Origin of the sequence: Variovorax sp. J31P179 (genome assembly GCF_030316985.1) — a bacterium.
Lineage (GTDB): Bacteria > Pseudomonadota > Gammaproteobacteria > Burkholderiales > Burkholderiaceae_C > Variovorax > Variovorax ginsengisoli_B.
The window spans coordinates 162,100-185,269 of the sequence record NZ_JASZYL010000009.1; the positions used below are offsets into that span (position 1 = coordinate 162,100).

The following is a 23,170-nucleotide window of genomic DNA, read 5'->3' on the forward strand; positions in this document are numbered from 1 at the left end:
CCATGAAACCCGCTCACACCCTCTCGCGCCGCGCCCTCGGGCTGGCCGCGCTCGGCATCGCCGCCTTGGGCATCGCCCCGGCCCTCCACGCGCAGGCGCCCGCCGGCTACCCGAGCCGGCCGGTGATGCTGCTCGTGCCGACGGCGGCCGGGGGCACCACCGACATCGCGGCGCGCATGCTCGGCGTCCCGCTGGGCGCCGCGCTCGGCCAGACCGTGGTGGTCGACAACAAGGGCGGCGCCAACGGCGTCATCGCCGCGGGCGCGGTGAAGCGCGCCGAGCCCGACGGCTACACGCTGCTGATGCAGTACTCGGGCTACCACGTCATTACGCCGCTGGTCAGCAAGCAGGCGCCGCAATGGGAGGCGAAGGACTTCACGCCGGTGGCCAACGTGCTGTCGGCGCCGCAGATCGTGGTGGTGCGCGCCGACCTCCCCTTCAAGACCATGGCCGAGCTGGTGGCCTACGCCAAGGCGCATCCGGGGAAGATCAACTACGCCTCGTCGGGCAACGGCTCGCTGCAGCATGCGACCGGCGCGATGCTCGAGCAGCAGGCCGGCATCCAGCTGACCCACATCCCGTACAAGGGCACCGGCCCGGCGCTGCAGGACCTGCTGGGCGGCCAGGTCGACATCACCTTCGGCACCGCGCCGCCCTTCGTGCCGCACATCCAGTCGGGCAAGCTGCGGGTGCTGGCGACCACCGGCAAGACCCGTCTGCCCAGCCTGCCCGACGTGCCGACGACCGCCGAAGCCGGCCTGCCGAATCTCGACGCCACCTCGTGGTTCGCCGTCTTCGCCCCGGCCAGGACACCCAAGCCGATCATCGACAAGCTGACGGCGGAGATCGCCCGGATCGTGTCCACGCCCGCCTTCAGGCAGAAGGCCCAGGAACAGGGTGCGACGGCCGACTACCTGAATCCGCAGCAGATGGACGCGCTGGTGAAATCCGAGACCGCGCGCTGGACGGAGGTCGTCAAGGCGGCGAAGATCGAGGCGGATTGAGCGGCGCCGGGCGGCTCGCGGACAGCCGGGCGGCGGCTCGTCCCACAGCCGGAACGCCCGGCCGCGCCGACACTCGAAACACCATGCGATCTCTCGCCCGATTTCCATTGAACGCCGCCGCCGCGGCCGTGCTGCTCGGCGGCCTGCTGGCCGGCTGCGCCAGCGACCCGTCGCGGGTCCAGCTGGGCACGCCCCGGGACGCGGTGCTCCAGCAACTGGGCCCGCCGACCGCCACCTACCGCTTCACCGGCGGCGAGCGGCTGCAGTATTCGCGCGGCCCGGCCGGCTTCCAGGTCAGCAATGTCGACCTGGACGCGGCGGGCCGCGTCCAGTCGGTGCGCCAGGAACTCGACGAGGGCCTGTTCGGCAACACGATCCGGCCCGGCCAATGGCGCATTCCCGACGTGCTCTTCACCTATGGGCCGCCCTACCAGCAGACGCGCGTGACTTCCTTCGACGGCACGGTCTGGTCGTGGCGCTACCTCCACATCAACAACCGGCGGTTCCTCTACATCTACGTCGATCCCACGGGTCTGGTCGACCACTACAACGTCGGCGACGACCTGGAGTTCGAGCGCTGGCGCTGGTAGCCGTCGCCGCGCAGTCCATCGCGAGGCCGGTCGCCCGGTCCGGTGGACGTCCTGCCGTCGGCGCGGAGATACTTCGGCCATGCCCGAATCCATGACCCCCGCCGACCCGCGTCTCTGGCTCGAAGAGGTCGAGGGCGCCGACGCCCTGGGCTGGGTCCGCGAGCAGAATGCCCGGACCCTGGGCACCCTGGCCGCGACGCCGGCATTCGCCCGCACCCGGTCCTCGATACAGGCCGTGCTCGACTCCGACGCCAGGATCGCCGAGGTCGCCAAGATCGGCGAGCTCTACTACAACTTCTGGAAGGACGCCGACCACCCGCTCGGCCTGTGGCGGCGCACCACGATGGCCGAGTACCGGGGCGCCGACCCGGCCTGGGAAACCGTGCTCGACCTCGACGCCCTCGCCGCCGCCGAGGGCGTGCAATGGGTCTGGCACGGTGCGTCCGTGCTGCGCCCCGCGTACCGCAAGGCGCTCCTGAGCCTGTCGCGCGGCGGCGCCGATGCCGACGTCACGCGCGAGTTCGACCTGGTCGCCAAGGCCTTCGTGACGCCCACGGAAGGCGGCTTCTTCCGGCCCGAATCCAAGGGCGGCCTGGCCTGGATCGACGACGACACGGTCTATGCCTTCACCACCCTCGGCGAGTCGGCGTCGACCGCCTCGGGCTATCCCCGGGTCGCCCGGCGCTGGGCCCGCGGTACGCCGCTGGAGACCGCCCCCGCGGTGTACGAAGGCCTGGCCGACGACATGTACATCTCGGCCTGGCGGTCCCACACACCCGGCTTCGAGCGCGACTTCGTGTCCCGGTCGCTGGCCTTCTACAGCGCGGAGCTGTTCCTGCTGGCCGAGGGCGACCGGTTGCTGAAGGTCGACGTGCCGCTGTCGGCCCAGCCGAGCATCCAGCGCGAATGGCTGCTGGTCGAATTGCGCGACCCCTGGGAGGTCGGCGGCCGCAGTCACCCCGCCGGCGCCCTGCTGGCGACCCGGCTCGAGCCCTTCATGCGCGGCGAGCGCGATTTCGAGGTCCTCTTCGAGCCCGGCCCGACGCGCTCGCTGGCGGCCGCGACCTGGACCCGCAGCCACCTCGTGGTCAACGTGCTCGACGACGTGAAGAACCGCCTGCACGTGCTGACGCCGCCGGCCAGCGGCAGCGGGCCATGGACCCGCAGCGAATTCATCGGCGCCCCGCCCATCGGCAGCGTGCACGCCTGGGCGGTCGACCGCGACGCCAGCGACCAGGTCTGGCTGAGCGCGACCGACTACCTCACGCCCTCGACTCTCTCGCTGGCCACGGTGGGGCAGCCGCCCGAACTGCTCAAGGCCATGCCGGCTTTCTTCGACGCCACGGGCCTGATGGTGGAGCAGCGCTTCGCCAATTCCGACGACGGCACCCGCGTGCCCTATTTCATGGTGCGCCGGGCCGACCTGATGTTCGACGGCACGGCGCCGACGCTGCTCTACGGCTACGGCGGCTTCGAGATCTCGCTGACCCCGGGCTATTCGGGCGCCCTCGGGCGCGCGTGGCTGGACCTGGGCGGCGTCTACGTGGTGGCGAACATCCGCGGCGGCGGCGAATACGGGCCGCGCTGGCACCAGGCCGCGCTGCGGCAGAACCGCCATCGCGCCTACGAGGATTTCTCCTCGGTGGCCAAGGACCTGGTGGCGCGCGGGGTCACCTCCCCCCGGCATCTCGGCGCCCAGGGCGGCTCCAACGGCGGGCTGCTCGCCGGCATGATGCTGACCCGCTACCCGGCGCTGTTCGGCGCCGTGGTGATCGAGGTCCCGCTGCTCGATATGCGGCGCTACACGCACCTGCTGGCCGGCGCCTCCTGGATGGCGGAGTACGGCGACCCCGACGACCCGGCGCAGTGGGAATTCATCCGCAGCTTCTCGCCCTACCACCTGTTCGATCCGGGGCGTGACTACCCCCCGGTGCTGTTCACCACCTCGACCCGCGACGACCGCGTGCACCCGGCCCATGCGCGCAAGATGGCGGCGGCGATGATCGAGGCCGGCAAGGACGTGAGCTACTACGAGAACGTCGAGGGTGGCCACGGCGGCGCCGCCACCAACGCGCAGGCGGCGACCCTGAAGGCGCTGGCCTACCGCTTCCTCTGGGAGCGGCTCGGCCCGGCGCCGGCGGCCGGCGACGAAGCACTGCGGGTCCAGTTGGCCGAGCGCACGGCCGAGCTCGCACAGCGCGCCGGCGAACTCGCGCTGATCAACAGCATCCAGCAGGGCATGGCCGCCAGGCTGGAGTTCCAGGCCATCATCAGCATGGTGGGCGACAAGCTGCGCAAGGTATTCGACTCCGGCGACATCAACATCCTGTGGTGGGACGACAAGACCGAACTGATGCAGGCGCTGTATCGCTACGAGCACAACCGGCCGCTGCCCCTGCCGCCGGCGCGGCCGCTGAAGCCGGACGGTCCGGCCGAGCGGATCCTGCGCACCCGCCAGCCCGTCGTGGCCAACACGCGCCAGGAACAGACCCGCGCCGGATTCGTGCCGGCCCCGGGGACCGACTGGGCGCATTCGATCGTGGCGGTGCCGATCATCGGCAGCGACCGGGTACTGGGCATCCTCGGCATGCAGGACCACGAGCGCGAACATGCCTTCGGGAGCCACGACATCCGGCTGCTCGAGACCGTGGCGGCAAGCATGGGCCTGGCGCTCGAGAACGCGCGCCTGTTCGACGAGATGCAGACGACCCTGGAGCGGCAGACCGCCATGTCGGAGGTGCTGCAGGTCATCAGCAGTTCGATGGAGAACGCGCAGCCGGTGTTCGACAAGATCCTCGACAGCTGCCAGCGCCTGTTCTCCGGCTCGCAGATGGGCATCTCGCTGATCGGCAGCGACGGGCTGGTGCACCTGGGGGCCCACCGCGGCTCGGCCCGCGAAGCCCTCGAGAAGTACTATCCGCGGCCGATCGACCCGATCCCGGTCGCGGTGTCGCAGGAGGCGCTCGCGGTGCTTCATATTCCGGACGTGCTGGCGGAGCCGCACCTGCCTCGCTTCATGCGCGAGCTGGCCGAAACAGTCGGCACCTACGCGATCATGATCGCCCCGCTGATCTGGGAAGGACACAACATCGGCTCGATCCACGTCACGCGGCAGCCCCCGGGCCCGTTCGACCTGAAGGAGATCAAGCTGCTGAAGACCTTCGCCGACCAGGCCGTGATCGCGATCCAGAACGCGCGCATGTTCGCCGAGACCAAGGAAGCGCGGGCCGCCGCCGAGGCCGCCAACGAGGCCAAGAGCGCCTTCCTGGCGACCATGAGCCACGAGATCCGCACCCCCATGAATGCGGTCATCGGCATGAGCGGGCTGCTGCTCGACACCGCGCTCGACGCCGAGCAGCAGGACTACGTCTCGACCATCCGCGACTCGGGCGATGCGCTGCTGACCATCATCAACGACATCCTCGACTACTCGAAGATCGAGGCCGGCCGCATGGACATCGAGGCCCACCCCTTCGACCTGCGCGAGTGCGTGGAGTCGGCGCTCGACCTGGTCAGCACCCGGGCGGCCGAGAAGGACCTCGACACGGCCTATGTCTTCGAAGGCGAGGTGCCCGCCGCGGTGAGCGGCGACCTGCCGCGGCTGCGGCAGATCCTGCTGAACCTGCTGAGCAACGCGGTGAAGTTCACCGAGACCGGCGAGGTGGTGCTGACGGTCGGCGCCGACACGAGGCCGGGCGGGCGGGTCGCGCTGACTTTCGCAGTGCGCGACACCGGCATCGGCCTGTCGGCGCAGGGCATGGGGCGGCTGTTCCAGTCGTTCTCGCAGGCCGACTCCAGCACCACCCGCAAGTACGGCGGCACCGGCCTCGGCCTGGCGATCAGCAAGCGGCTGGCGGAGATGATGGGCGGCCGCATGTGGGCCGAGAGCGGCGGACTGGGCACGGGCTCGACCTTTCATTTCAGCATCGAGGTGCCGGTGGCGCCGCTGCCGCCCAGCCGGCACCGCGACTTCCTCGGCGTGCAGCCCGAACTGCAGGGCCGGCGCGTGCTGGTGGTGGACGACAACGCGACCAACCGCCGCGTGCTGGCGGCGCAGGTCGACAAATGGGGCATGGCCGCGCGCGCCACCGAATCGCCGCTCGAGGCCCTGCACTGGATCGAGCAAGGCGAGCCCTTCGACCTGGCGGTGCTCGACATGCACATGCCCGGCATGGACGGGATCGCGCTGGCGCGACGCGTGCGGGCGACCCGCCCGACCCTGCCGCTGGTGCTGTTCAGCTCCCTCGGCCGGCGCGATGCGGGCGAGGCCGAATCCCTGTTCGACGCCTACCTCGGCAAGCCGATCCGGCAGTCGCACCTGTTCGACGCCCTGATCGGCCTGCTGGCGCCCGAATCGGCCGCCCGGCCCACCGGCGGCGGCGCGCTCAAGCCGCAGATCGACCCGACGATGGCGGCGCGCCATCCGCTGCGCATCCTGCTGGCCGAGGACAACGCGGTGAACCAGAAACTCGCACTGCGCCTGCTGCAGCAGATGGGCTACCGGGCCGACCTGGCGGCCAACGGCATCGAGGCCGTCGAGTCGGTGCAGCGCCAGGCTTACGATGTGGTGCTGATGGATGTACAGATGCCCGAACTCGACGGCCTGGATGCGACCCGGCAGATCTGCGAACTGCTGCCGGGCGCGCAACGACCCCGGATCGTCGCGATGACGGCCAACGCCATGCAGGGTGACCGCGAAATGTGCATGGCCGCGGGCATGGACGACTACCTGGCCAAGCCGATCCGCGTCGATCGGCTGGTCGAGGCACTGAACAGCGTGCCGCCACGAAAGGACCGAACGACATGAGTGATGCGACGATCGACGCTGCCACCTTCGCCGAGCTGCAGGAAAGCGCGGGGGCCGACTTCGTCAAGGAACTGGTGCAGACCTTTCTCGAGGAGGCGCCGGCGATGCTGTCGGAGCTGCGGGAGTCGCTCGCGGCGGGCCAGGCCGACGCCTTCCGCCGGGCGGCACATTCCCTGAAGTCGAACAGCCTCACCTTCGGCGCGCTGGCGCTCGCCGCGCTGGCGCGCGAACTCGAGCTCGGCGGACTCGACGCCGCCGCCCTCCAGCCGAATGCGCTCGGTCCGCTCGAGGCCGAGTACGCCCGGGTGGCCCGGGCGCTGGAGGCGCTCTGCCGTGGCTGAACCCGACCCTCCCCTGGCCCGCCTGCTGGTCGCCGACGACAACAAGGTCAACCGCCTCCTGCTCACCCGGGGCCTCGAACTTCAGGGCCACAGCGTCAGCTGCGCCGAGAACGGCCGGATCGCGCTCGACATGCTGCGGCGCGAGCCCTTCGACCTGCTGCTGCTCGATATCGAGATGCCCGAGATGGACGGCTTCCAGGTGCTGGAGCAGCTCACCGCCGATCCCAAGCTGCGCGACCTGCCGGTGATCGTGACCTCGTCGCTGGAGGGGCTCGACAACATCGTGCGCTGCATCGAGCTCGGCGCCGAGGACTACCTGCCCAAGCCGGTGAACGCGGTGCTGCTCAAGGCCCGCATCGGCGCCAGCCTCGAGAAGAAGCGGCTGCGCGACCAGCAGAAGGAACTGGTGCGGCGCTTCGCCACCTCCGAGGTGGCACAAGATCTCGAACAATCCGGCTTCGCGCTCGGCGGGCGGCATGTGCGGGGCTCGGTGATGTTCTCCGACATCCGCGGCTTCACCGCGCTGGTCGAGTCGCAGCCCCCCGAGGAGACGATCGAGCTGCTGAACGCCTACTACGCGCTGATGTTCGACGCCATCAACGACCATGGCGGCGTCGTCAACCAGATGATCGGCGACGGCCTGATGGCGATCTTCGGCGCCCCGCTGCCCATGACCGACCATGGCGTGGCCGCGGTGCGCGCGGCCCTCGAGATGGTCGAGCGGGTCGAACTCCTCAACACCCGGCGCCTCGCGGTCGACAAGCCCGCGATCCGCATCGGCGTCGGCATTGCCACCGGCGAGCTGGTGGCGGGCTACACCGGCACGCAGAAGCGCGCCACCTACACCTGCATCGGCGACACGGTGAACCTCGCCGCCCGGCTCGAGGAGCACACCAAGCTGGCGCAACGCACGATCCTCATCGATCCGGCGACCTGCGCCGCCCTGGGCGGGCGCATTCCGGTCGACCTGCTGGGCGCGGTCGCGCTGCGCGGCAAGGCGCAGCCGGTCGAGGTGTACGCCGTCGCCGGCCGGCCCGCACCGTGCGCCTGATCGTCGCGCTCGCGCTGCTGCATGGCTGCCTGTCGGCGGCCGTCGCCGCCACGCCCGCGGACGCCGGCCCGCCCGCCAGCTGGGGCGCGATCGCGTCCAGGCCGGGGGCGTACGGCTATGCCTTCAACCACGCGTCCCGCGACGCCGCCGAACGCGCGGCGCGCGCCCAGTGCGATCGCATGGCGGGCCGCGCGGGCAGCTGCGATGTGCGCGTCTCGTTCGACCGCTCCTGCGGCGCGCTGGCGACCGGCAACTTCGGCGAATGGGGCGCGGCCAGCGCCGCCACGACGAGCGCCGCGGGCAAGGCCGCGATCGCGCAATGCGAGGGCCTGCTGCCGACCGAGCCCTGCAAGGTCGTGACCAGCGTCTGCTCGGGGCGCTGAGCGCCGGCGCAGCGAACGCCGGCGCTACGGCGGGCCGCCTTCGGGTTCGCGCGCCGGCGGCGCGTACCAATTGGCGCGCGGCACCACCTTGTCGGCCGCCGGGTCTTGCACATAGTGCGGCGACATGATCTGCACGCCGGATTCGTTGAAGACATCGAGCACATGGGCGTGCAAGGCGTTCAGCGCCTCGGCGCGCGGCCGCGGGCGTTCGGGCCGGGCCTGGCAGACCAGCCGGTACTCCACGTAGAAGTCGGACAGCGCGGTCTTGAAGATCTGCGGCGGCGGCGACGCCAGCACGCCGCCGGTGCGCCTGGCCGCTTCGACCAGCATCGCCTCGACCTGGCGCCAGGGCGTGTCGTAGCCGATCGTCACGACCGTGTCCAGCACATAGCCGCGCCCCTCGACCGTGCGCGAGTAATTCTTGGTGGTCGAGGCCATGATCACCGAGTTCGGCATGCTGACCTCCTCGCCCAACCCGGTGCGGATCTTGGTCGTGAAGGTGCCCACCTCCGTCACCGTGCCCTCCTGCTCGTTGATGCGCACGTATTCGCCGACGCGGATGGTGCGCGAGTACATCAGGATCAGGCCGCTGGCGGCCTGGCCGACCAGGCTGGAGCCGCCCAGGGTCACCATCAGGCCGAGCAGCACCGAGATGCCCCTGAAGGCGTCGCTCTGGGCGCCCGGCAGGTACGGATAGGCCATGGCGATGGCGAACAGCCACACCAGCACGGCGAAGATCCGCCGGGTCGGCCCGGCCAGGTCGCGATCGATCCAGCCCAGGGTGGCGCGGCCGCGCTCGACCCGGTCGAACAGCGGCCTGAAGGCGGCCACCGCGCCGCGCGCCAGCAGGAAGATGACGACCGCGACGGCCAGGTCCGGCAAGGCGCCCAGCACGTTGCGGCCGATGTCGCGCGCGATGCCGATCAGGAACGCGCCCAGCTGTTCGCCCCAGGGCCGGGTGTAGGCGAAGCGCTTCAGGGCAAACACCAGCCATTCGTAGGCCATCACGGCCAGCACCAGCCAGATGAGTGCGCGCACCAGGTATTGCGCCATGGCGGCCAGCCGCGACGAATGCAGGATCGGCGTCCCGTCCAGCTGCAGACCGGCGGTCTTCGATTCCAGCAGATCGGCCGCACGCGAGGCCATCGCGTTGCGCAGGCGCCATATGGCCCAGAGCCCCAGCGCGAAGACCAGCGTCGCCATCGCCGTCTCGGCGAGCGCGCGCAGCAACTGCCTGCGGTCGCGGGCCTCGCGGGTTTCTGCAATGGCGCGCGTCAGGGCTTGCTGCGCCGAGTGCGTGAACGATTCGAAGGACTCGCCGGTGCCGCGGTCGAGGTCCTCCGGCGTGAGGATCAGGGCGAAGCCGCCATCGATCATGAGCACGGCGCCCTGAGGCACCTGCTGCACCGTCACGAGGTCCGGGCCCCCCTTGGCCAGCAGGTCGTCGATGGTCCGCTCGGCCCGGCGGGCGCGTTCCGACGCCGACACGCCCAGGAAGTCGCCGCGCAGGGTGACGACGCGCCGGCTGAGCACCACCACATCGGCTGCATCCCTGGGCGCCGCCTTGGCGGCCGGGGCGGCTGCGGGCTGCGCCAGGGCGATCGCCGGGGCGGCGAGCAGGAGCAGGGCCCACAGGGCGGCGATTACCAGGACCGGGACGCGTCTCATGCCGGCATCACTGGCTTGCGCGGGCCCCGGCCTTCTTCCACTGCCCGACGATCGACTCCACGCTCTGTGCCGGGCCCAGGTCGCCGAACACCTTGTCGAGTCCGTCGCGACGCATCATGTCGCGCACCTCGCCGTTCATGTTCGACACCCGGAGCGTGATGCCCTGGCCCGCCAGTTCCTCGTGGCATTCGGCCAGCATGTCGGCGGCGGCCACGTCCACGTAGGGCGACGACGAGAGATCGATCACCACCAGCCGCACCGCCTTGCCCTGTTGCCCGATCGCCTCCATCAGGTCGGCCTTGACGTTGGGCGCGTTGGCATAGAAGAGACCCGCATTGACGCGAAACACCAGCGAGCCGGGTTCGATCTCGTTGTCGGGATGGCGCGCCAGGTCGCTGTAGAGCTCGGTGCCCGGAATGCGGCCGAGCAGCACGGTGCTCGGATTGCTGGCCCGCCAGACCAGCAGCAGCAGCGACAGCACGGTGCCGATCATCACGCCTTCGAGCATGCCGAACAGCAGCACCCCGGCCATCGCGGCCAGGGCGATCCAGAACTCGCGCGGACTCACCCGCAGCAGGCGCCGCAGCGCCGGAATGTCGACCAGCCCCTTGACCGCGATCATCACGACCGCGGCCAGCACCGGCTCGGGAAGCTGCGTGAAGGCGCCGGTGAAGAACAGCACGATCACGGCCAGCAGCAGGCCCGAGATGGCGCCCGCCAGCGGCGTCTTCGCGCCCGCCTGGTCGTTGACCGCAGAACGAGACATGCTGCAGCCCACCGGCAGCGACGAACCCAGGCCGCAGACCACGTTGGCCGCACCGACCGCCAGCAGTTCCTGGTTGGCGTCGGCCGGGTACTTGTGCTTGGCCGCGAAGGTGCGCACCACACCCATGCCTTCGACGTACGACAGCAGGAACACCGCGAAGGCCGTGGGCAGCAGCGCCTGCGCGTCGGCCAGCGTGAACGAGGGCAGCCGGAACGGCGGCAGTCCGCTCGGTATCTCGCCGGTGATCCTGATGCCGTGGCCGCCGAGCCCGGTAAACATCATGAGCAGGATCGACGCCGCCACCACCACCAGCGCCCATGGAATGCGCGGTGCGAGCTTCTCGGTGACCAGCAGCACCGCGATCACGGCCACGCCCAGGCCAAGCGACCACGGGTTGGTGTCGCCCCGGTGCTGGAAGAGATAGGCGATGCGGTCGACGAACTCGCCGTGCGCGCCCTCGATGCCGAACAGCTTGCCGAGCTGCGTGGTGGCGATGTAGATCGCGGCGCCGGCCGAAAACCCGGTCAGCACCGACTCGGAAATGAAATTGACCAGGAAGCCGAGCCGGAACACCCTTGCCACGACCGCGATGGCGCCGACCATGAGCGCGAGCAGCGCCGCCATCTCGGCATAGCGCGCCGGGTCCTTGAGGGACAGCCCCGCCAGGCCGGTCGCAACCAGGATCGACAGCGCCGAGGTCGGTCCGATGGCCGCCTGCCGCGAGGTGCCGAAGATCGCATAGGCGAAGACGGCGAGCAGGCTGCCATAGAGGCCGGCCTGCGGCGGCAGTCCGGCGAGACCGGCATAGGCCATGCTCTCGGGGATGCAGAAGGCCGCGACCGTGACGCCGGCCAGCAGGTCGGCGCCGAGCCAGTCGCGGCGATAGTGCGGCGCCCAGTTCAGCACCGGCAGCAGGCGCGACAGAAGGGACGGGGTCGACGAAGTCGGATTGCTCATTGGCGCCCGGAGTAGTCGGGAGACGGCGCTCAATAAGGCGGGTTGATGACCACGTACTGCCCGCCCTGCGGCTGGTACCAGACCGTGCCGCATTGCTGGTAGACCATGCCGCCGTAGTTGACCGGCACGCAGCCGGCAGGCACCGAGCGCACCATCGAGCCGACCACCGCCGAGGTCACCGCGACAGTGGCGGTGACCGCGGCCGCGGTGGCGACCGGGTGATAGTCGTTGTCCCAGCCGCAGTTGCGGCATCCGCCGCCACCGCCCGCGACGACGACGTTGGTGTTGCGGTTGACGTTGTTGACGTTGACGTTGTTGACGTTGACGTTGTTGACGCTGGTGTTGCGGACATTGTTGGTGCGGACGTCCGCGCTGCGGTTGTTGTTGACCTGCGCCCGATTGGCACCGCCACCGCCGCCGCCACCACCGCGCGCCTGCATGCCACCGCCACCGCCACCGCCCGCGTGCATGCCACCTCCGCCGCCGCCGCGCCCGCCTCCCCCGCCTCCGATGGCGCCGGCCGCTGGCGCCCAGGCCAGGCCGGCGACCACCAACGCGCTCAGAAGGGCCGAACAGGTCTTGCTTGCTGCTTGCTTCATGGCACGGCTCCTTCAGGAAGTCTTCAGGGGAACGAACTTGGCCTCGCTCGCCCCCTTGGGCGGCACGAACCTGAAGGTCGAATCCTTGAAGCCCGGATTCTTCTTCCAGTCGAACACGGTCACGGATTGCGGCCTGGCTTCATCCGAGCGGTTGGTGATGACGAGCCTGAGCGGCAGCGGGTTGGCGCCCGCGCTGAGCCAGATCTGCCAATCGAGCTCGCCCTGGCGGAAGGCGTAGTGGTTGCAGAGCACCTCGTCCACGAAGTCCTGCCCGGCGAACATCGCCGACTGGATCGCGTCGAACGGCGCCTCCGGCGTTCCCCAGACGAACAGGTCGGCGGCAGGCACCTCGATGCCGAAGCGCTGCTTGAGCTTTTCGACCAGCACGCCCAGGTTGTCGCTGAACTCGGCCTGCGAATAGGTCTTGAGAGCCGGCGTGAACAGGGTCACGGTCTTGCCGTCGTAGAAGAGCTCGCGCACCGAGCGCGGACTCGACATCCGCACGCGCATCTTGTTCGGCCGCACGACCTGGAGTTCGGCGGTCGCCGAGTGCTGCAGCTTCTGGCCGTCGGCCAGCACCCGCTCGGCGGTCAGATCGATCTCGACCTCGAAGCGCTTCAGCGACTGCAGGTGCGCGCCCATGTCCTTGAGCGCCTGGATCGCCTCGGGATCGACCGGATTGGCCGCCGGCTGGGCTGCTGCGGCGGGTGCCGGAGCGGCAGCCGGTGCGGGCGCGGGCGCGGGCGCGGGCTGGGCATGCAGGCCCGCTGCCCCGAGCGACAGCGCCAGCACGCTGGTCGCCAGTAGTGTTCGAACCATGTCTGCTTCTCCTGGTCTGTGAAAGGGGCGACGGATCGCGGCGACGTCGGGACCCAGAATAGACACGACCAGTGTCCAAGTAAAGCTGCACTTTGGTGCAGTGCCGCTCTTGGGGCGGCGGCTCGGCGACGACGGAAGTCCAGCGCTTGCGGTTCAACCCGCCGCCGGCTTCCACTGACGCGCCCAATCGCTCAGAGGCGCAAGCGCCGCGCTCAACTTGCGTCCCTCGTCGGTCAGGCCGTAGCCGCCCTCGTCATGCGCGACCAGACCCAGCGAACGCAGTTCCGCCAGCCTGGTGTTCAACAGGCTGGAGTTGGTCTCGCAGGCCTCCTGCAGCGCGCGGAATGTCAGCTGCTGCGCACGCAGCTCCCAGAGAATCCGCAGGGTCGAGCGTCGACCCAGCAGGTCCAGGGCCACCATGATGGGGCGGCCGGTCTTCGAGCCGTGCACCGGCGCGCCGATCTTCGGAAGGGTCATGCTTTACTTTTCAAAGCAAGCTCGATACAGTGCATGCTTTAGAAACTGTAGCAGACGCCCGAGGTCGATCATGACTGCTCGCATCGCTCCCGCGGAACCGCCATTTGCGGCCGGCATCCAGGCTTCGCTCGACGGCCTCATGCGTGGCAAGCCGCCCCTGCGGCTCTTCACCACGCTCGCCAGGGACCCTCGCCTGTTCCAGAAATTCTTCGCCGGCGGACTGCTCGACCGCGGACATCTCAGCTTGCGACAGCGCGAACTCGTCATTGCCCGGACGACGGCGCTGTGCAAGTCGGAATACGAGTGGGGCGTCCACATCGCGCTGTTCGCGTCGCACGCCGGGTTCGATGAAGCCCAGGTCGCTTCGCTGGCCGCCGGGCAGGCGCAAGATGCCTGCTGGGCGGACGAGGATCGGCTGCTGCTCGTGCTGTGCGACATGCTTCATGCCGAGTGCGATGTCGACGACCCGCTGTGGCGGTCGCTGCAGTCGGCATTCAGCGATGAAGCGATTCTCGAACTGCTGATGCTGGCCGGCTTCTATCGCACGGTCAGCTACCTGACGAATGTGCTGCGCCTGCCGGCCGAGCCGGGCACGCCGGGCTTTGCCTCGTAGCGCCACCACGGTCGTCAGGGAGCGAAGACCTCGGCCCAGTCTCGCTTCATGCTCACGATGTCGATGCCGTACTGCGGCGCGTTGTCGAGCGCCTCGGCCAGTGGACTCAAACGGAACTCGCGGTCGTACGCGAATTCGCGGGTGCCGTCGTCGTGATGCAGCAGCAACGCGAGCCGCGGCCCGGGCCCGGTCTTCGTGTAGCGAAGCATCGCCAGGTCGCCGTCCGAATTTCCGAACGCCAGGATCGGCCGGCGTCCGATGTGAAGTCCGATGTTGCAGGGCTTGACCTCGCGGTCGTCGAACGAGTTCAGCTCCGGCAGCTTGACGAGCTGCCCGATGCCGTCCTGGATCTCGAAGCGCGTCTTGACGCTGGAACCGATGACATGGTGCCGCGGAATCTTGTAGACCTCTTCCGCGAATGCGCGCATCAGGTCGATGCCGCCGCCCGACACGATGAAGATCCGGAAGCCATGCTTCTGAAGATACGCAACGAGTTCCAGCTGCGGGACGTAGACGAGATCGGTGAACAAGCGGCCCAGGCCGGCATGCTTCGCTTCCGCGAGCCAGTCCCGCGCCATCCGGTCGAAGGCTTCCTCGGTCATGCCCGCGTGCACGGCCGCCCCCACCTCGAAGAGGCCGCGCATCCCGGCCGCCTTGATCGCGGCCATGTCCTTCTCGACATAGGCCTTGAACGGCTGCCGCTCTGCGAGGCTCGGGTCGCGCGCGACCATGTCGTTCAGTCGATGCTGGGCGAAAGAAAACTGGACCTGGAGCGGCTGCTCGCACCACAGGGTGCCGTCGTTGTCGAAGGTCGCGATTCGATCGGCGGGCGGGACATGGTCCGGGCCGCCTTCCGAGGTCACCCTCGCCACGAAGTCGAGGATGGCCGTCTTGGCCGGGCCGTTGTTCCAGGACGAAAGTTCTGCACTCGGCATGACAAGCTCCTTACAGGTTGACGACAGGTTGGCGAGAGCGGCGCACCGGGGAGGCCCACGGTCTGGCAGTGCATGCATTCTGCAAGGATTCGGTCACTCTCTGGAGCCAGGGCGGGCACCGGCCGTGGCGAGCCCCAGCATCTCCTTGGAGAGATCGACGAAGGCGCGCAGCTTCGGCGCCTGCGCGGCCCGCCTGGGAAAGTAGAGAAACAGCCCCGGCTCCTCGAACGCCGATTGAGGCAGGACCTGCCGCAGCCGCCCATCGGCAAGCTCGGCGCGCACCAGCGGCTCGAAGATGTAGGCGATGCCGATGCCGGCCAGCGCAAGGTCCCTGGCGTACAGCGCGTTGGTGACGCGCACCGTGCCCTTCACTTCGACGCACACATGGGCCTTGCGGTCGAGCAAGTCCCACGCATAGCTGCCGCCCGATGTCACGAAACGGAACCCGATGCAGTTGTGCCTTGCGAGCGCGCCGACGTTGCGCGGCATGCCCGCTGACGCCAGGTAGGCCGGCGACGCCACCAAGATTGCCTTGAAGGGTGGCGTGAGCCGCACGGCCACCATGTCCTGCGCGACCGTATGACCGAGCCGCACGCCAGCGTCGTAGCCGCCAGCCACGATGTCTGCCAGCCCGTCTTCCGAGGTCACTTCGACTTCCACGTCCGGATGCCGCCGCGACATCTCGGCCACCAGCGGCGTGACGGCCATCGGCAGCGCCACGTGCGGCGCGTTGATGCGCAACACGCCGCCGACCCGGCCGAAGCTGGCGCCGAAGCCGTCCACCGCATCCGCGATCTCGGCCATGGCCGGCGCGAGTGTGTGGAGGAAGGCTTCGCCCGCCTCGGTGAGCCGCACGCTGCGCGTGGTGCGAGCGAACAGCGGCTGGCCGAGTTGCTCTTCGACCGCCCTCACCGCGTGACTGACCGCCGATGAGCTCATGCCGAGCTCGCCCGCTGCCGCTGCGAACCCGCGTCGGCGGTGCACCGCGAGAACGATGGCGAGATGCGGAAGGAGCTGCCGGTCCATTCATGCATCGTATCGCACAGTGCTTTCTATTTGATCGGTCTAGTCGATGAATTCAGATTGCGGAACACTCGCGTTCATGCCCTGCATGGGTCCGCCACCAAGAAAGGAATTCGCCATGACCTCTTCCGCCCAAGCCAGCACCTGGTTCATCACCGGTGCATCGTCGGGTTTCGGACGCGCGTTCGCCGAACATGCCCTCGCCCAGGGCCACAACGTGGTCGCGACGGCACGCGACACGGCCCGGCTCGCCGATCTGGTCGCGCGCGCACCGGACCGCGTCCTCGCTGCCACGCTCGACGTCGCTGCGCATGGCGCCGCCGAAGAGGCGGTCAAGGCAGCGATCGCCCGCTTCGGCCGCATCGACGTGCTCATCAACAACGCGGGCTACGGCGTGGTCGGCGCATTCGAGGAAACATCGGACGCCGAGCTGCGCGCGCTGATGGACACCAACTTCTTCGGCGCCATGGCCGTGACGCGCGCCGCGCTGCCCTTTCTGCGAGCGCAAGGCGCGGGCGCGATCGTCAACATCTCCAGCCTCGGCGGGCAGCTCTCGTTCGCCGGCTTCAGTGCGTACTCGGCATCCAAGTTCGCGATCGAAGGCGTGTCCGAGGCGCTGGCGCAGGAGGTCGCGCCCTTCGGCATCAAGGTGCTGATCGTGGAGCCGGGACAGTTCCGCACGCAACTGGCCGGCAGCGGCATGCGGCACATGCCGGTCATCGAGGACTACCAGGCGGTGGTCGGCGGCACGCGTGAATTCGCCCACGCGATGCACGAGACGCAAGCTGGCGATCCGCGCAAGGCGGCGGCCGCGATCGAACGCGCGCTGAACGCAGAACGCACGCCGCTGCGCCTGCAGCTCGGCGGCGATGCGGTCGATGCGGTCCGCGCGCATTCGCGGGCGCTGCTGAAGGAGATGGATGACTGGGAATCGGTGAGCCGTGGCACGGACTTCGACCGGCGTGTCGGAATCGACTGACCGCCACAACACGACCCTTCCGACGCCCGACCGCCGGACCGCTTCGAGAATGGAACTCGCTTCCTAAGCCTCAAGAAGGAGCGTGCCGCCATGCGCAAGACACTGATCGATCTGGAGACCCGGTTCTGGCAATCCATGGTGGACCAGGACACCGACAGCGCGCTGTCGCTGCTGTGCGAACCTGCCCTGATGGTGAGTTCGCATGGCGCGATGCAATTCGACCACGCAGGCTATCGGAAGATGGCGGAGCAGGGATCGATGGTGGTGAAGGGTTTCGGACTCAGCGATGTCGAGGTGGTCTGTCCCAACGACACCACCGCCATCCTGGTCTACCGGGTCCGGCAGACGACTGCGCCCAGGGGCCAATCGGAGACCTCGACCGTGGAGATGCTCGACTCGTCGACCTGGGTGCGCGACGGCGACAAGTGGCTGTGCGCCATGCACACCGAGACGCCGGCACCGCCCAAGGCATAGCGCTTAGTCGTCACTCAGGCTGAGCGTCCAGCGCGGCCGCCCGCAGGCGGCCACGCTCGCTGTGCAGCATGTAGAGGCCCGAGCCGACGAGCAGCGCGATGCCCAGCCAGGCCCATCCGCTGGGGACCTCGTCCCACACGGCGTAGCCCAGCAGCATGGCGAACAGCACGGCCGAATAGCGAAACGGTGCCGTCAGCGAGACCTCACCGGCGCGCATGCATTGCACCAGCAGGAAATAGCCGGTGGCCAGGAAGGCGGCCGCGACCCCCAAGAGGGCCAGGTCGCCCGGCGCGAACGGCGGCCAGCCGCTGAACAGCGTCAGGCAGCCCGCGAGCAAGGTGACGGCCAATGCCGTGGCCAGGGTGATGATGATCGACGGAATGACAGGGTCGATGCGCCGCGTCAACAGGTCGCGCGTGGCGTGGAACAGCGTGCCCAGCAGGCACAGCAGGGACCAGGCGTTGAAGCCGTCGCCGCTGGGCTGCACGATGCACAGCACGCCCGCGAAGCCCAGCACGACGGCGGACCAGCGCGCCCGGCCGGCGCGCTCGCCCATGAAGAGCACCGCGAACACGGTCATGAACAGCGGCGCGGCCAGGTTGATGGCGGTCGCGTTGCCGATCGGCAAGCGGAACAGCGACAGCAGGTACAACAGGGTGGCGCAGGCGTCGACCGCGGCGCGCAGCGCGACCCGCGGGTGCAGCAAGGCGCTCGCCTGCCGCAGAGCGCCCAGGCGGTGCGCCACCAGCAGCACCAGCGCCGAGGCCATCAGCCCGCGCAGGAAGATCAGCTGCACCGAGGCCATGGACTGGCTCACATGCTTGACCAGCGCGTCATTGAGCACGAAGCAGGCCATCGCAGCGACCATGGTGACGATGGCGCGCCCATTGGTGCGGGAGGAAGTCGTGGCGGACAGAAGCTGCGAGGTCATGACGAACGGGAAGATGGCGAAGCCGAGCAGCGAGTGTTGCATAAGCGCCGCTTATGAAAAAGCAACCCGCCAAGGCATTCCCATGGGCTGGCGACCTGCCGATACTTGGCCGGGCCGCGCGGCCATGCGCGGCCGAACAACCGGAGACACCATGACCCATTCCCTTCGCGGCACCTTTGCCGTCACCTTCGTCGCCACGGCCCTCGCCGCCGCCTCGGCCGGCAGCGCCGCCTGGGCGCAGGCGGCGCCGGCCGCCTGGCCGACCAAGCCGATCCGGCTGATCGTGCCGTTCTCGGCCGGCGGCGCCAACGACCTGATGGCGCGCGCCGCCGCCGAGGGCGCCTCCAAGGCGCTGGGCCAGCCGATCGTGATCGAGAACAAGCCCGGCGGCGGCACCACGCTGGGTGCCGACGTGGTCGCCAAGTCGGCGCCCGACGGCTACACCTTCCTGATCAGCGCCGCCGGCGTGATCTCCAACAGCATGATCAAGAAGTCGATGCCCTACAAGGACGCCGACCTGGAGCCGGTTGCGATGATCGGCCTGGCGCCCTCGGTGGTCCTGGTTCCGGCCGATGCGCCATACAAGAACCTGAAGGAATTCATCGCCGCCTCGAAGACCGGCGAAGGCTTCCACTGGGCCACCGCCGGCACCGGCAGCACGCCGCACTTCGTCTCGGGCGTGCTGCAGACGAAGTACGGCGCCAAGCTCGACATCGTGCCCTACAAGAGCGGCTCCGAATCGATCACGGCGGTGCTCGGCAAGCAGGTCGAAGCCACCTCCGAGGCCAGCATCGTCGCCCTGCCCTATCTCAAGAGCGGCAAGCTCAAGGCCCTGGCCGACACCTGGACCAGCCGGATCTCGGCCTACCCCGAACTCTCCACCGCGACCGAGCAGGGCTATGGCGACCTGCGCATCGCGCACTGGGCCGGCATCCACGCGCCCAAGGGCACGCCGCCGGCGATCCTCGACAAGATGAGCGCGGCAGTCGATTCGGCCATGAAGACGCCGGCCATCGCCGAGCGCCTCAAGGGCCTGGGCATCGAGCCGATCGGCGGCACCCGGGCCTCCTTCGTCCGCTTCGTCGACGAAGAGCGCGCGCGCCTCGGCGCGGTGGTCAAGGCCACCGGCATGAAGGACGAATGAGGTGGACGCGCTGCATCCCGGCACGGCGCTGCGCCGCAAGGTCGAGGCCCGGCGCGGGCTGATGGTGCCGGGCGCCGCCAACGCGCTGGCGGCGCGCGTGATCGAGCAGCTCGGGTTCGAAGCCGCCTACCTGAGCGGCGCCGGCCTGACCAACACCTTCTACGGCCTGCCCGACCTCGGCTTCGTCGGCCTGGCCGACATCGCGCAGCACACGGCGGCGATCCGCGACGCGGTGGCGCTGCCGATCATCGTCGACGCCGACACCGGCTTCGGCAACGCGCTCAACGTGCGCCACAGCGTGCGCACGCTCGAGCGCGCCGGCGCCAACGCGATCCAGCTCGAGGACCAGGCCAGCCCCAAGAAATGCGGCCACTTCGAGGGCAAGGCCCTGGTGCCGACGCAGGAGATGGCCGGCAAGGTCCGGGCCGCGGTCGATGCCCGCCTGCATCCCGACTTCCTGGTGATCGCGCGCACCGATGCCGCCACCGTGGAGGGCATCGACGCCGCGATCGCGCGTGCCGTGGCCTATGCGGAGGCCGGCGCCGATCTGACCTTCGTCGAGGCGCCCGAATCGCTCGACGCGCTGCGCCGGATCCCGCGCGAGATCGCCTGCCCTCAGCTGGTCAACGTGGTGATCGGCGGCAAGACACCGACCCTGGCCGCGAGCGACTTCAGCGCCATGGGCTTCGGCATGGTGCTCTACGCCAATGCCGCGCTGCAGGGTGCGGTGCACGGCATGCAGCAGGCGCTGCAGGCGCTGCAGCGGGACGGCCGGCTCGACGAATCCAGCGGCCTGGTCGCGACCTTCGCCGAGCGCCAGGCGCTGGTGCGCAAGAGCGCGTTCGACGCGCTCGAGCGCCGCTATGCCTGAGGCCGCGCCGGCGGCGGTCACCGCCATCGACAGCCACGCCCACGTGTTCGTGCGCGGGCTGCCGCTGGCGCCCCAGCGCCGCCACGCGCCGGACTACGACGCCACGCCGGCCGACTTCAGCGCCCTGCTCGATGCCCACGGCGTCTCGCATGCGCTGCTGGTGCAGCCGAGCTTCCTGGGCACCGACAACCGGTTCCTGCTCGATGCGATCCGGGCCCGGCCGCGGCGGCTGCGCGGCGTCGCCGTGGTCGACCCCGAGGCCGACGACCTCGCCCTGCAGGCGCTGGCCGACGGCGGCATCTGCGGGATCCGGCTGAACCTGGTCGGCCTGCCGATCCCCGACTTTTCACGCCCGGCCTGGCAGCGCCTGTTCGCGCGCGTGCGCGCGCTCGACTGGCATGTCGAGCTGCATCGCGACTCGCCGGCGCTGGCCCAGGCCGGACAGCCCGTGCTCGATGCCGGCTGCAAGCTGGTGGTGGACCATTTCGGCCGCCCCGGTGCCCTGGCCGACGCCGGCCAGGCCTGGCTGCTGGCCGCGGCCGCCGGCGGCCGGACCTGGGTCAAGCTTTCGGCCGCCTACCGCAACTGGCCAGTGCCCTCGGCGCCGCAGGCCCGCGCGGCCGCCGAGCGGCTGCTGCGCGCCTTCGGCGCCGGGCGCCTGCTGTGGGGCAGCGACTGGCCCCACACCGAGCATCGCGAATGTGTCGACTACACGGCCGCCCAGGCGGCGCTCGCCGACTGGGTGCCCGACGCCGCCGCCCGGCAGCGGATCCTGGTCGACACGCCGGCCCGGCTCTTCAAATTCGAACAAGAGGGAGACCTTCATGCCCGATGACATCTCGCGCCGGCGCTGCCTGGCCGGGGCCGGCGCCGTCCTGCTGCTCGCAGCGCTGGCGGTGCAGTCCCCAGCCCAAGCCCAAGGCTGGCCCAGCCGCCCGATCAGGCTGGTCGTGACCTACCCGCCCGGCGGCACGGTCGACGCGGTGGCGCGCATCATCGCGCCCTCCCTGTCGAGCCGGCTCGGCCAGCCGGTGGTGGTCGACAACCGCGGCGGCGCCGGCGGCGCGATCGGCGGCGACCTGGTGGCCAAGAGCGCGCCCGATGGCTACACGCTGATGCTCGATGCCTCCAGCCATGCCCAGAACCCGGCGCTGCGCAGCAAGATGCCCTTCGACACGCTGCGCGACCTGGCGCCGGTGTCGCTGCTGGTGAAAGTGCCCAACGTGCTGGTGGTGAATCCGGCGGCACCGATCCGCAGCGTGCAGGACTTGGTCGCGCAGGCCCGGGCCAGGCCGGGCGAGATCAACTACGCCTCGTCCGGCAACGGCTCGGCCCAGCACCTGGCGGCCGAGCAGTTCAGCGCCATGGCCGGCGTGCGCATGACCCACGTGGCCTACAAGGGCGGCGGCCCGGCGCTGACCGACGTGATGGCCGGCCAGGTGCCGGTGTTCTTCGCCAGCCTGGCGTCGAGCCTGCCGTACATCCAGTCCGGCAAGCTGCGGCCGCTGGCGGTCACGGGCAAGGCGCGCTCGCCGGTGCTGCCGCAGTTGCCGACGGTGGCCGAATCAGGACTGCCGGGCTACGAGGTCTACGAGTGGAATGCGGTCTTCGTGCCCGCGGGCACCCCGGCGGCGGTGGTCGATCGGCTGGCCAAGGAGTTCTCGGCGCTGCTCAAGGAGCCCGAGATCCGCCAGCGCCTCGAGGCCACCGGCGCCGAAGTGGTCGCTGCCGGGCCGGCCGAGCTCGACGCCTTCCGCCGCGCGGAGATCGCCAAGTGGGGCCAGCTGGCGCGGGCGCACAAGATCCAGATGGATTGAGCTCGGAGCCTCAGTCCGCCAGCATGGCGGCGAAGGTATCGGCGAAGGTCGGCCGCGAACGCGCCAGCCACAACGCCGCCAGTTCGAAGGACGGCAGCGCCGCGCCGTCGCGCACCTGCGCATAGCGCACGCCGGCGTGCTGCAGCGAGCGCACCGAGCTCGGCAGCAGCGACCAGCCCAGGCCGGCGGCCACGCAGGCCAGCACGGTGAGGGTGCGGTTGGCGTCCTGCCGCACGCGCAGGTCGAGGCCCGCGCTGCGGAAGGCACCGAGCATCAGCGTGCGCAGCAGCGGCATCTGCTGGGCCGGGAACCACACCAGCCCGTGGGCGGCGATCTCGGCCATCGACACGCAGCCGTCGGCCGCCAGTTCATGGTCGGCCGGCAGCGCCACCACCATCGCTTCCTCACCCAGCCGCCGCTCGTGCACCCGGGCCGTGACCGGCACCGGGGGATGCAGCAGCGCAAGGTCGATGCGCCCGCCCTCGAGTGCGTCGACCTGCTCGGCGTTGCTCATCTCGCGCAGCACCACGTCCAGCTGCGGATGCTCCACGTGCAGCCGGCGCAGCGCCCGCGGCAGCACCTCGTAGACCGCATGGGTGACGAAGCCGATGGTCAGCCGCCCGGCCCGGCCGGCGCCCATGGCGCGCGCCCGTTCGGCGGCCGCATCGCCGTGGGCCAGCGCGGCCCGCAGGTCGTCGACGATGGCCAGGCCCGCCTCGGTCAGCGCCGCCCCGCGCCGGCTGCGCTCGAACAGCTTCGCGCCGATCTCGCCCTCGAGCCGATTGAGGGTCTGCGTCAAGGCCGGCTGCGCCAGCCCCAGCCGCTCGGCGGCGCGGGTGAGACTGCCGCATTCGGCGATCGCGACGATGCAGCGCATCTGGCGGGTATCCATCGCGGGATTCTAGGCAGGGGGCGCGTGGG

General features: G+C 70.0%; 22 protein-coding genes. 13 read left to right on the plus strand and 9 right to left on the minus strand.

Annotated features, from left to right (window positions below; translation table 11 throughout):
* Nucleotides 1–2 precede the first annotated feature (2 nt).
* From QTI17_RS23260 to QTI17_RS23285, 6 genes are all read left to right on the plus strand, one after another.
* Nucleotides 3–1,004, plus strand: coding sequence for a Bug family tripartite tricarboxylate transporter substrate binding protein (locus QTI17_RS23260; protein ID WP_286535951.1), 1,002 nt, complete (start codon nt 3–5; stop codon nt 1,002–1,004).
* Nucleotides 1,005–1,087: 83 nt separating this feature from the next.
* Nucleotides 1,088–1,594: a hypothetical protein gene (locus tag QTI17_RS23265; RefSeq protein WP_286535953.1), complete on the plus strand. Its 507-nt coding sequence runs from the start codon at nt 1,088–1,090 to the stop codon at nt 1,592–1,594.
* 91 nt (nt 1,595–1,685) lie between these two features.
* Nucleotides 1,686–6,401 carry a response regulator gene (locus QTI17_RS23270; RefSeq protein ID WP_353506722.1) on the plus strand — a complete coding sequence of 1,572 codons (4,716 nt, stop codon included), beginning with the start codon at nt 1,686–1,688 and terminating at the stop codon, nt 6,399–6,401.
* Nucleotides 6,398–6,742: an Hpt domain-containing protein gene (locus QTI17_RS23275; RefSeq protein ID WP_286535956.1), complete on the plus strand. Its 345-nt coding sequence runs from the start codon at nt 6,398–6,400 to the stop codon at nt 6,740–6,742. The genes QTI17_RS23270 and QTI17_RS23275 overlap by 4 nt, the downstream gene beginning before the upstream one ends.
* Nucleotides 6,735–7,793, plus strand: coding sequence for an adenylate/guanylate cyclase domain-containing protein (locus tag QTI17_RS23280; RefSeq protein ID WP_286535958.1), 1,059 nt, complete (start codon nt 6,735–6,737; stop codon nt 7,791–7,793). The genes QTI17_RS23275 and QTI17_RS23280 overlap by 8 nt, the downstream gene beginning before the upstream one ends.
* Nucleotides 7,784–8,176 (plus strand): DUF4189 domain-containing protein, encoded by a 393-nt coding sequence (locus tag QTI17_RS23285; protein ID WP_286535959.1) that lies wholly within the window; start codon nt 7,784–7,786, stop codon nt 8,174–8,176. Before QTI17_RS23280 ends, QTI17_RS23285 begins: the two co-directional genes overlap by 10 nt.
* Nucleotides 8,177–8,200: 24 nt before the next feature.
* Here QTI17_RS23285 and QTI17_RS23290 read toward each other — a convergent pair whose 3' ends face one another.
* The 5 genes from QTI17_RS23290 to QTI17_RS23310 form a co-directional block, all read right to left on the minus strand.
* Complete coding sequence (locus QTI17_RS23290; protein ID WP_286535960.1) at nt 8,201–9,844, minus strand: mechanosensitive ion channel family protein; 1,644 nt, start codon at nt 9,842–9,844, stop codon at nt 8,201–8,203.
* Nucleotides 9,845–9,851: 7 nt separating this feature from the next.
* Nucleotides 9,852–11,567 carry a SulP family inorganic anion transporter gene (locus QTI17_RS23295; RefSeq protein WP_286535961.1) on the minus strand — a complete coding sequence of 572 codons (1,716 nt, stop codon included), beginning with the start codon at nt 11,565–11,567 and terminating at the stop codon, nt 9,852–9,854.
* A 29-nt stretch (nt 11,568–11,596) separates the two neighbouring features.
* Complete coding sequence (locus tag QTI17_RS23300) at nt 11,597–12,166, minus strand: hypothetical protein (protein WP_286535962.1); 570 nt, start codon at nt 12,164–12,166, stop codon at nt 11,597–11,599.
* A 12-nt stretch (nt 12,167–12,178) separates the two neighbouring features.
* Nucleotides 12,179–12,985: a DUF2092 domain-containing protein gene (locus QTI17_RS23305; protein ID WP_286535963.1), complete on the minus strand. Its 807-nt coding sequence runs from the start codon at nt 12,983–12,985 to the stop codon at nt 12,179–12,181.
* Nucleotides 12,986–13,138: 153 nt separating this feature from the next.
* Nucleotides 13,139–13,462 carry a winged helix-turn-helix transcriptional regulator gene (locus QTI17_RS23310; RefSeq protein ID WP_286535964.1) on the minus strand — a complete coding sequence of 108 codons (324 nt, stop codon included), beginning with the start codon at nt 13,460–13,462 and terminating at the stop codon, nt 13,139–13,141.
* Between the two features lie 70 nt (nt 13,463–13,532).
* Here QTI17_RS23310 and QTI17_RS23315 point away from each other — a divergent pair, with 70 nt between their 5' ends.
* Nucleotides 13,533–14,075, plus strand: coding sequence for a carboxymuconolactone decarboxylase family protein (locus QTI17_RS23315; protein WP_286535966.1), 543 nt, complete (start codon nt 13,533–13,535; stop codon nt 14,073–14,075).
* Between the two features lie 14 nt (nt 14,076–14,089).
* On the opposite strand, the gene QTI17_RS23320 is transcribed toward QTI17_RS23315, so the two are convergent.
* The gene (locus QTI17_RS23320; RefSeq protein ID WP_286535967.1) at nt 14,090–15,010 is read right to left on the minus strand and encodes an HAD family hydrolase; all 921 of its coding nucleotides are present in this window, start codon (nt 15,008–15,010) and stop codon (nt 14,090–14,092) included.
* A gap of 93 nt (nt 15,011–15,103) precedes the next feature.
* Nucleotides 15,104–16,036 carry a LysR family transcriptional regulator gene (locus tag QTI17_RS23325; RefSeq protein WP_286535968.1) on the minus strand — a complete coding sequence of 311 codons (933 nt, stop codon included), beginning with the start codon at nt 16,034–16,036 and terminating at the stop codon, nt 15,104–15,106.
* Nucleotides 16,037–16,151: 115 nt separating this feature from the next.
* Between QTI17_RS23325 and QTI17_RS23330 the strand changes: the two genes are divergently transcribed.
* On the plus strand, nt 16,152–17,012 hold the full coding sequence (locus tag QTI17_RS23330; protein ID WP_286535969.1) for an oxidoreductase: 861 nt from the start codon (nt 16,152–16,154) through the stop codon (nt 17,010–17,012).
* Between the two features lie 90 nt (nt 17,013–17,102).
* A complete protein-coding gene (locus QTI17_RS23335) occupies nt 17,103–17,486 on the plus strand; it encodes a nuclear transport factor 2 family protein (protein WP_286535970.1) in 384 nt (127 codons plus the stop codon).
* A gap of 10 nt (nt 17,487–17,496) precedes the next feature.
* Here QTI17_RS23335 and QTI17_RS23340 read toward each other — a convergent pair whose 3' ends face one another.
* Nucleotides 17,497–18,459 (minus strand): DMT family transporter, encoded by a 963-nt coding sequence (locus QTI17_RS23340; protein WP_286535971.1) that lies wholly within the window; start codon nt 18,457–18,459, stop codon nt 17,497–17,499.
* A 109-nt stretch (nt 18,460–18,568) separates the two neighbouring features.
* Between QTI17_RS23340 and QTI17_RS23345 the strand changes: the two genes are divergently transcribed.
* The 4 genes from QTI17_RS23345 to QTI17_RS23360 all read left to right on the plus strand — a co-directional run bounded on the left by QTI17_RS23345 (nt 18,569) and on the right by QTI17_RS23360 (nt 22,249).
* Nucleotides 18,569–19,561, plus strand: a complete 993-nt coding sequence (locus QTI17_RS23345) for a tripartite tricarboxylate transporter substrate binding protein (RefSeq protein WP_286535972.1) — start codon at nt 18,569–18,571, stop codon at nt 19,559–19,561.
* A gap of 61 nt (nt 19,562–19,622) precedes the next feature.
* Nucleotides 19,623–20,432 carry an isocitrate lyase/PEP mutase family protein gene (locus tag QTI17_RS23350; RefSeq protein WP_353506725.1) on the plus strand — a complete coding sequence of 270 codons (810 nt, stop codon included), beginning with the start codon at nt 19,623–19,625 and terminating at the stop codon, nt 20,430–20,432.
* Entirely contained in the window at nt 20,425–21,267 is an 843-nt protein-coding gene (locus QTI17_RS23355) for an amidohydrolase family protein (RefSeq protein ID WP_286535974.1), read from the plus strand. The genes QTI17_RS23350 and QTI17_RS23355 overlap by 8 nt, the downstream gene beginning before the upstream one ends.
* Nucleotides 21,257–22,249 carry a tripartite tricarboxylate transporter substrate binding protein gene (locus QTI17_RS23360; protein ID WP_286535975.1) on the plus strand — a complete coding sequence of 331 codons (993 nt, stop codon included), beginning with the start codon at nt 21,257–21,259 and terminating at the stop codon, nt 22,247–22,249. Before QTI17_RS23355 ends, QTI17_RS23360 begins: the two co-directional genes overlap by 11 nt.
* Nucleotides 22,250–22,259: 10 nt before the next feature.
* On the opposite strand, the gene QTI17_RS23365 is transcribed toward QTI17_RS23360, so the two are convergent.
* Complete coding sequence (locus QTI17_RS23365) at nt 22,260–23,141, minus strand: LysR family transcriptional regulator (RefSeq protein WP_286535976.1); 882 nt, start codon at nt 23,139–23,141, stop codon at nt 22,260–22,262.
* Nucleotides 23,142–23,170: the final 29 nt, after the last annotated feature.

Coding starts and splice junctions, on each gene's coding strand:
- QTI17_RS23260 (WP_286535951.1), top strand. CDS start 3: ATGAAACCCGCTCACACCCTCTCGCGCCGCGCCCTCGGGCTGGCCGCG.
- QTI17_RS23265 (WP_286535953.1), top strand. CDS start 1,088: ATGCGATCTCTCGCCCGATTTCCATTGAACGCCGCCGCCGCGGCCGTG.
- QTI17_RS23270 (WP_353506722.1), top strand. CDS start 1,686: ATGACCCCCGCCGACCCGCGTCTCTGGCTCGAAGAGGTCGAGGGCGCC.
- QTI17_RS23275 (WP_286535956.1), top strand. CDS start 6,398: ATGAGTGATGCGACGATCGACGCTGCCACCTTCGCCGAGCTGCAGGAA.
- QTI17_RS23290 (WP_286535960.1), bottom strand. CDS start 9,844: ATGAGACGCGTCCCGGTCCTGGTAATCGCCGCCCTGTGGGCCCTGCTC.
- QTI17_RS23295 (WP_286535961.1), bottom strand. CDS start 11,567: ATGAGCAATCCGACTTCGTCGACCCCGTCCCTTCTGTCGCGCCTGCTG.
- QTI17_RS23300 (WP_286535962.1), bottom strand. CDS start 12,166: ATGAAGCAAGCAGCAAGCAAGACCTGTTCGGCCCTTCTGAGCGCGTTG.
- QTI17_RS23305 (WP_286535963.1), bottom strand. CDS start 12,985: ATGGTTCGAACACTACTGGCGACCAGCGTGCTGGCGCTGTCGCTCGGG.
- QTI17_RS23310 (WP_286535964.1), bottom strand. CDS start 13,462: ATGACCCTTCCGAAGATCGGCGCGCCGGTGCACGGCTCGAAGACCGGC.
- QTI17_RS23315 (WP_286535966.1), top strand. CDS start 13,533: ATGACTGCTCGCATCGCTCCCGCGGAACCGCCATTTGCGGCCGGCATC.
- QTI17_RS23320 (WP_286535967.1), bottom strand. CDS start 15,010: ATGCCGAGTGCAGAACTTTCGTCCTGGAACAACGGCCCGGCCAAGACG.
- QTI17_RS23325 (WP_286535968.1), bottom strand. CDS start 16,036: ATGGACCGGCAGCTCCTTCCGCATCTCGCCATCGTTCTCGCGGTGCAC.
- QTI17_RS23330 (WP_286535969.1), top strand. CDS start 16,152: ATGACCTCTTCCGCCCAAGCCAGCACCTGGTTCATCACCGGTGCATCG.
- QTI17_RS23335 (WP_286535970.1), top strand. CDS start 17,103: ATGCGCAAGACACTGATCGATCTGGAGACCCGGTTCTGGCAATCCATG.
- QTI17_RS23340 (WP_286535971.1), bottom strand. CDS start 18,459: ATGCAACACTCGCTGCTCGGCTTCGCCATCTTCCCGTTCGTCATGACC.
- QTI17_RS23345 (WP_286535972.1), top strand. CDS start 18,569: ATGACCCATTCCCTTCGCGGCACCTTTGCCGTCACCTTCGTCGCCACG.
- QTI17_RS23350 (WP_353506725.1), top strand. CDS start 19,623: ATGGTGCCGGGCGCCGCCAACGCGCTGGCGGCGCGCGTGATCGAGCAG.
- QTI17_RS23355 (WP_286535974.1), top strand. CDS start 20,425: ATGCCTGAGGCCGCGCCGGCGGCGGTCACCGCCATCGACAGCCACGCC.
- QTI17_RS23360 (WP_286535975.1), top strand. CDS start 21,257: ATGCCCGATGACATCTCGCGCCGGCGCTGCCTGGCCGGGGCCGGCGCC.
- QTI17_RS23365 (WP_286535976.1), bottom strand. CDS start 23,141: ATGGATACCCGCCAGATGCGCTGCATCGTCGCGATCGCCGAATGCGGC.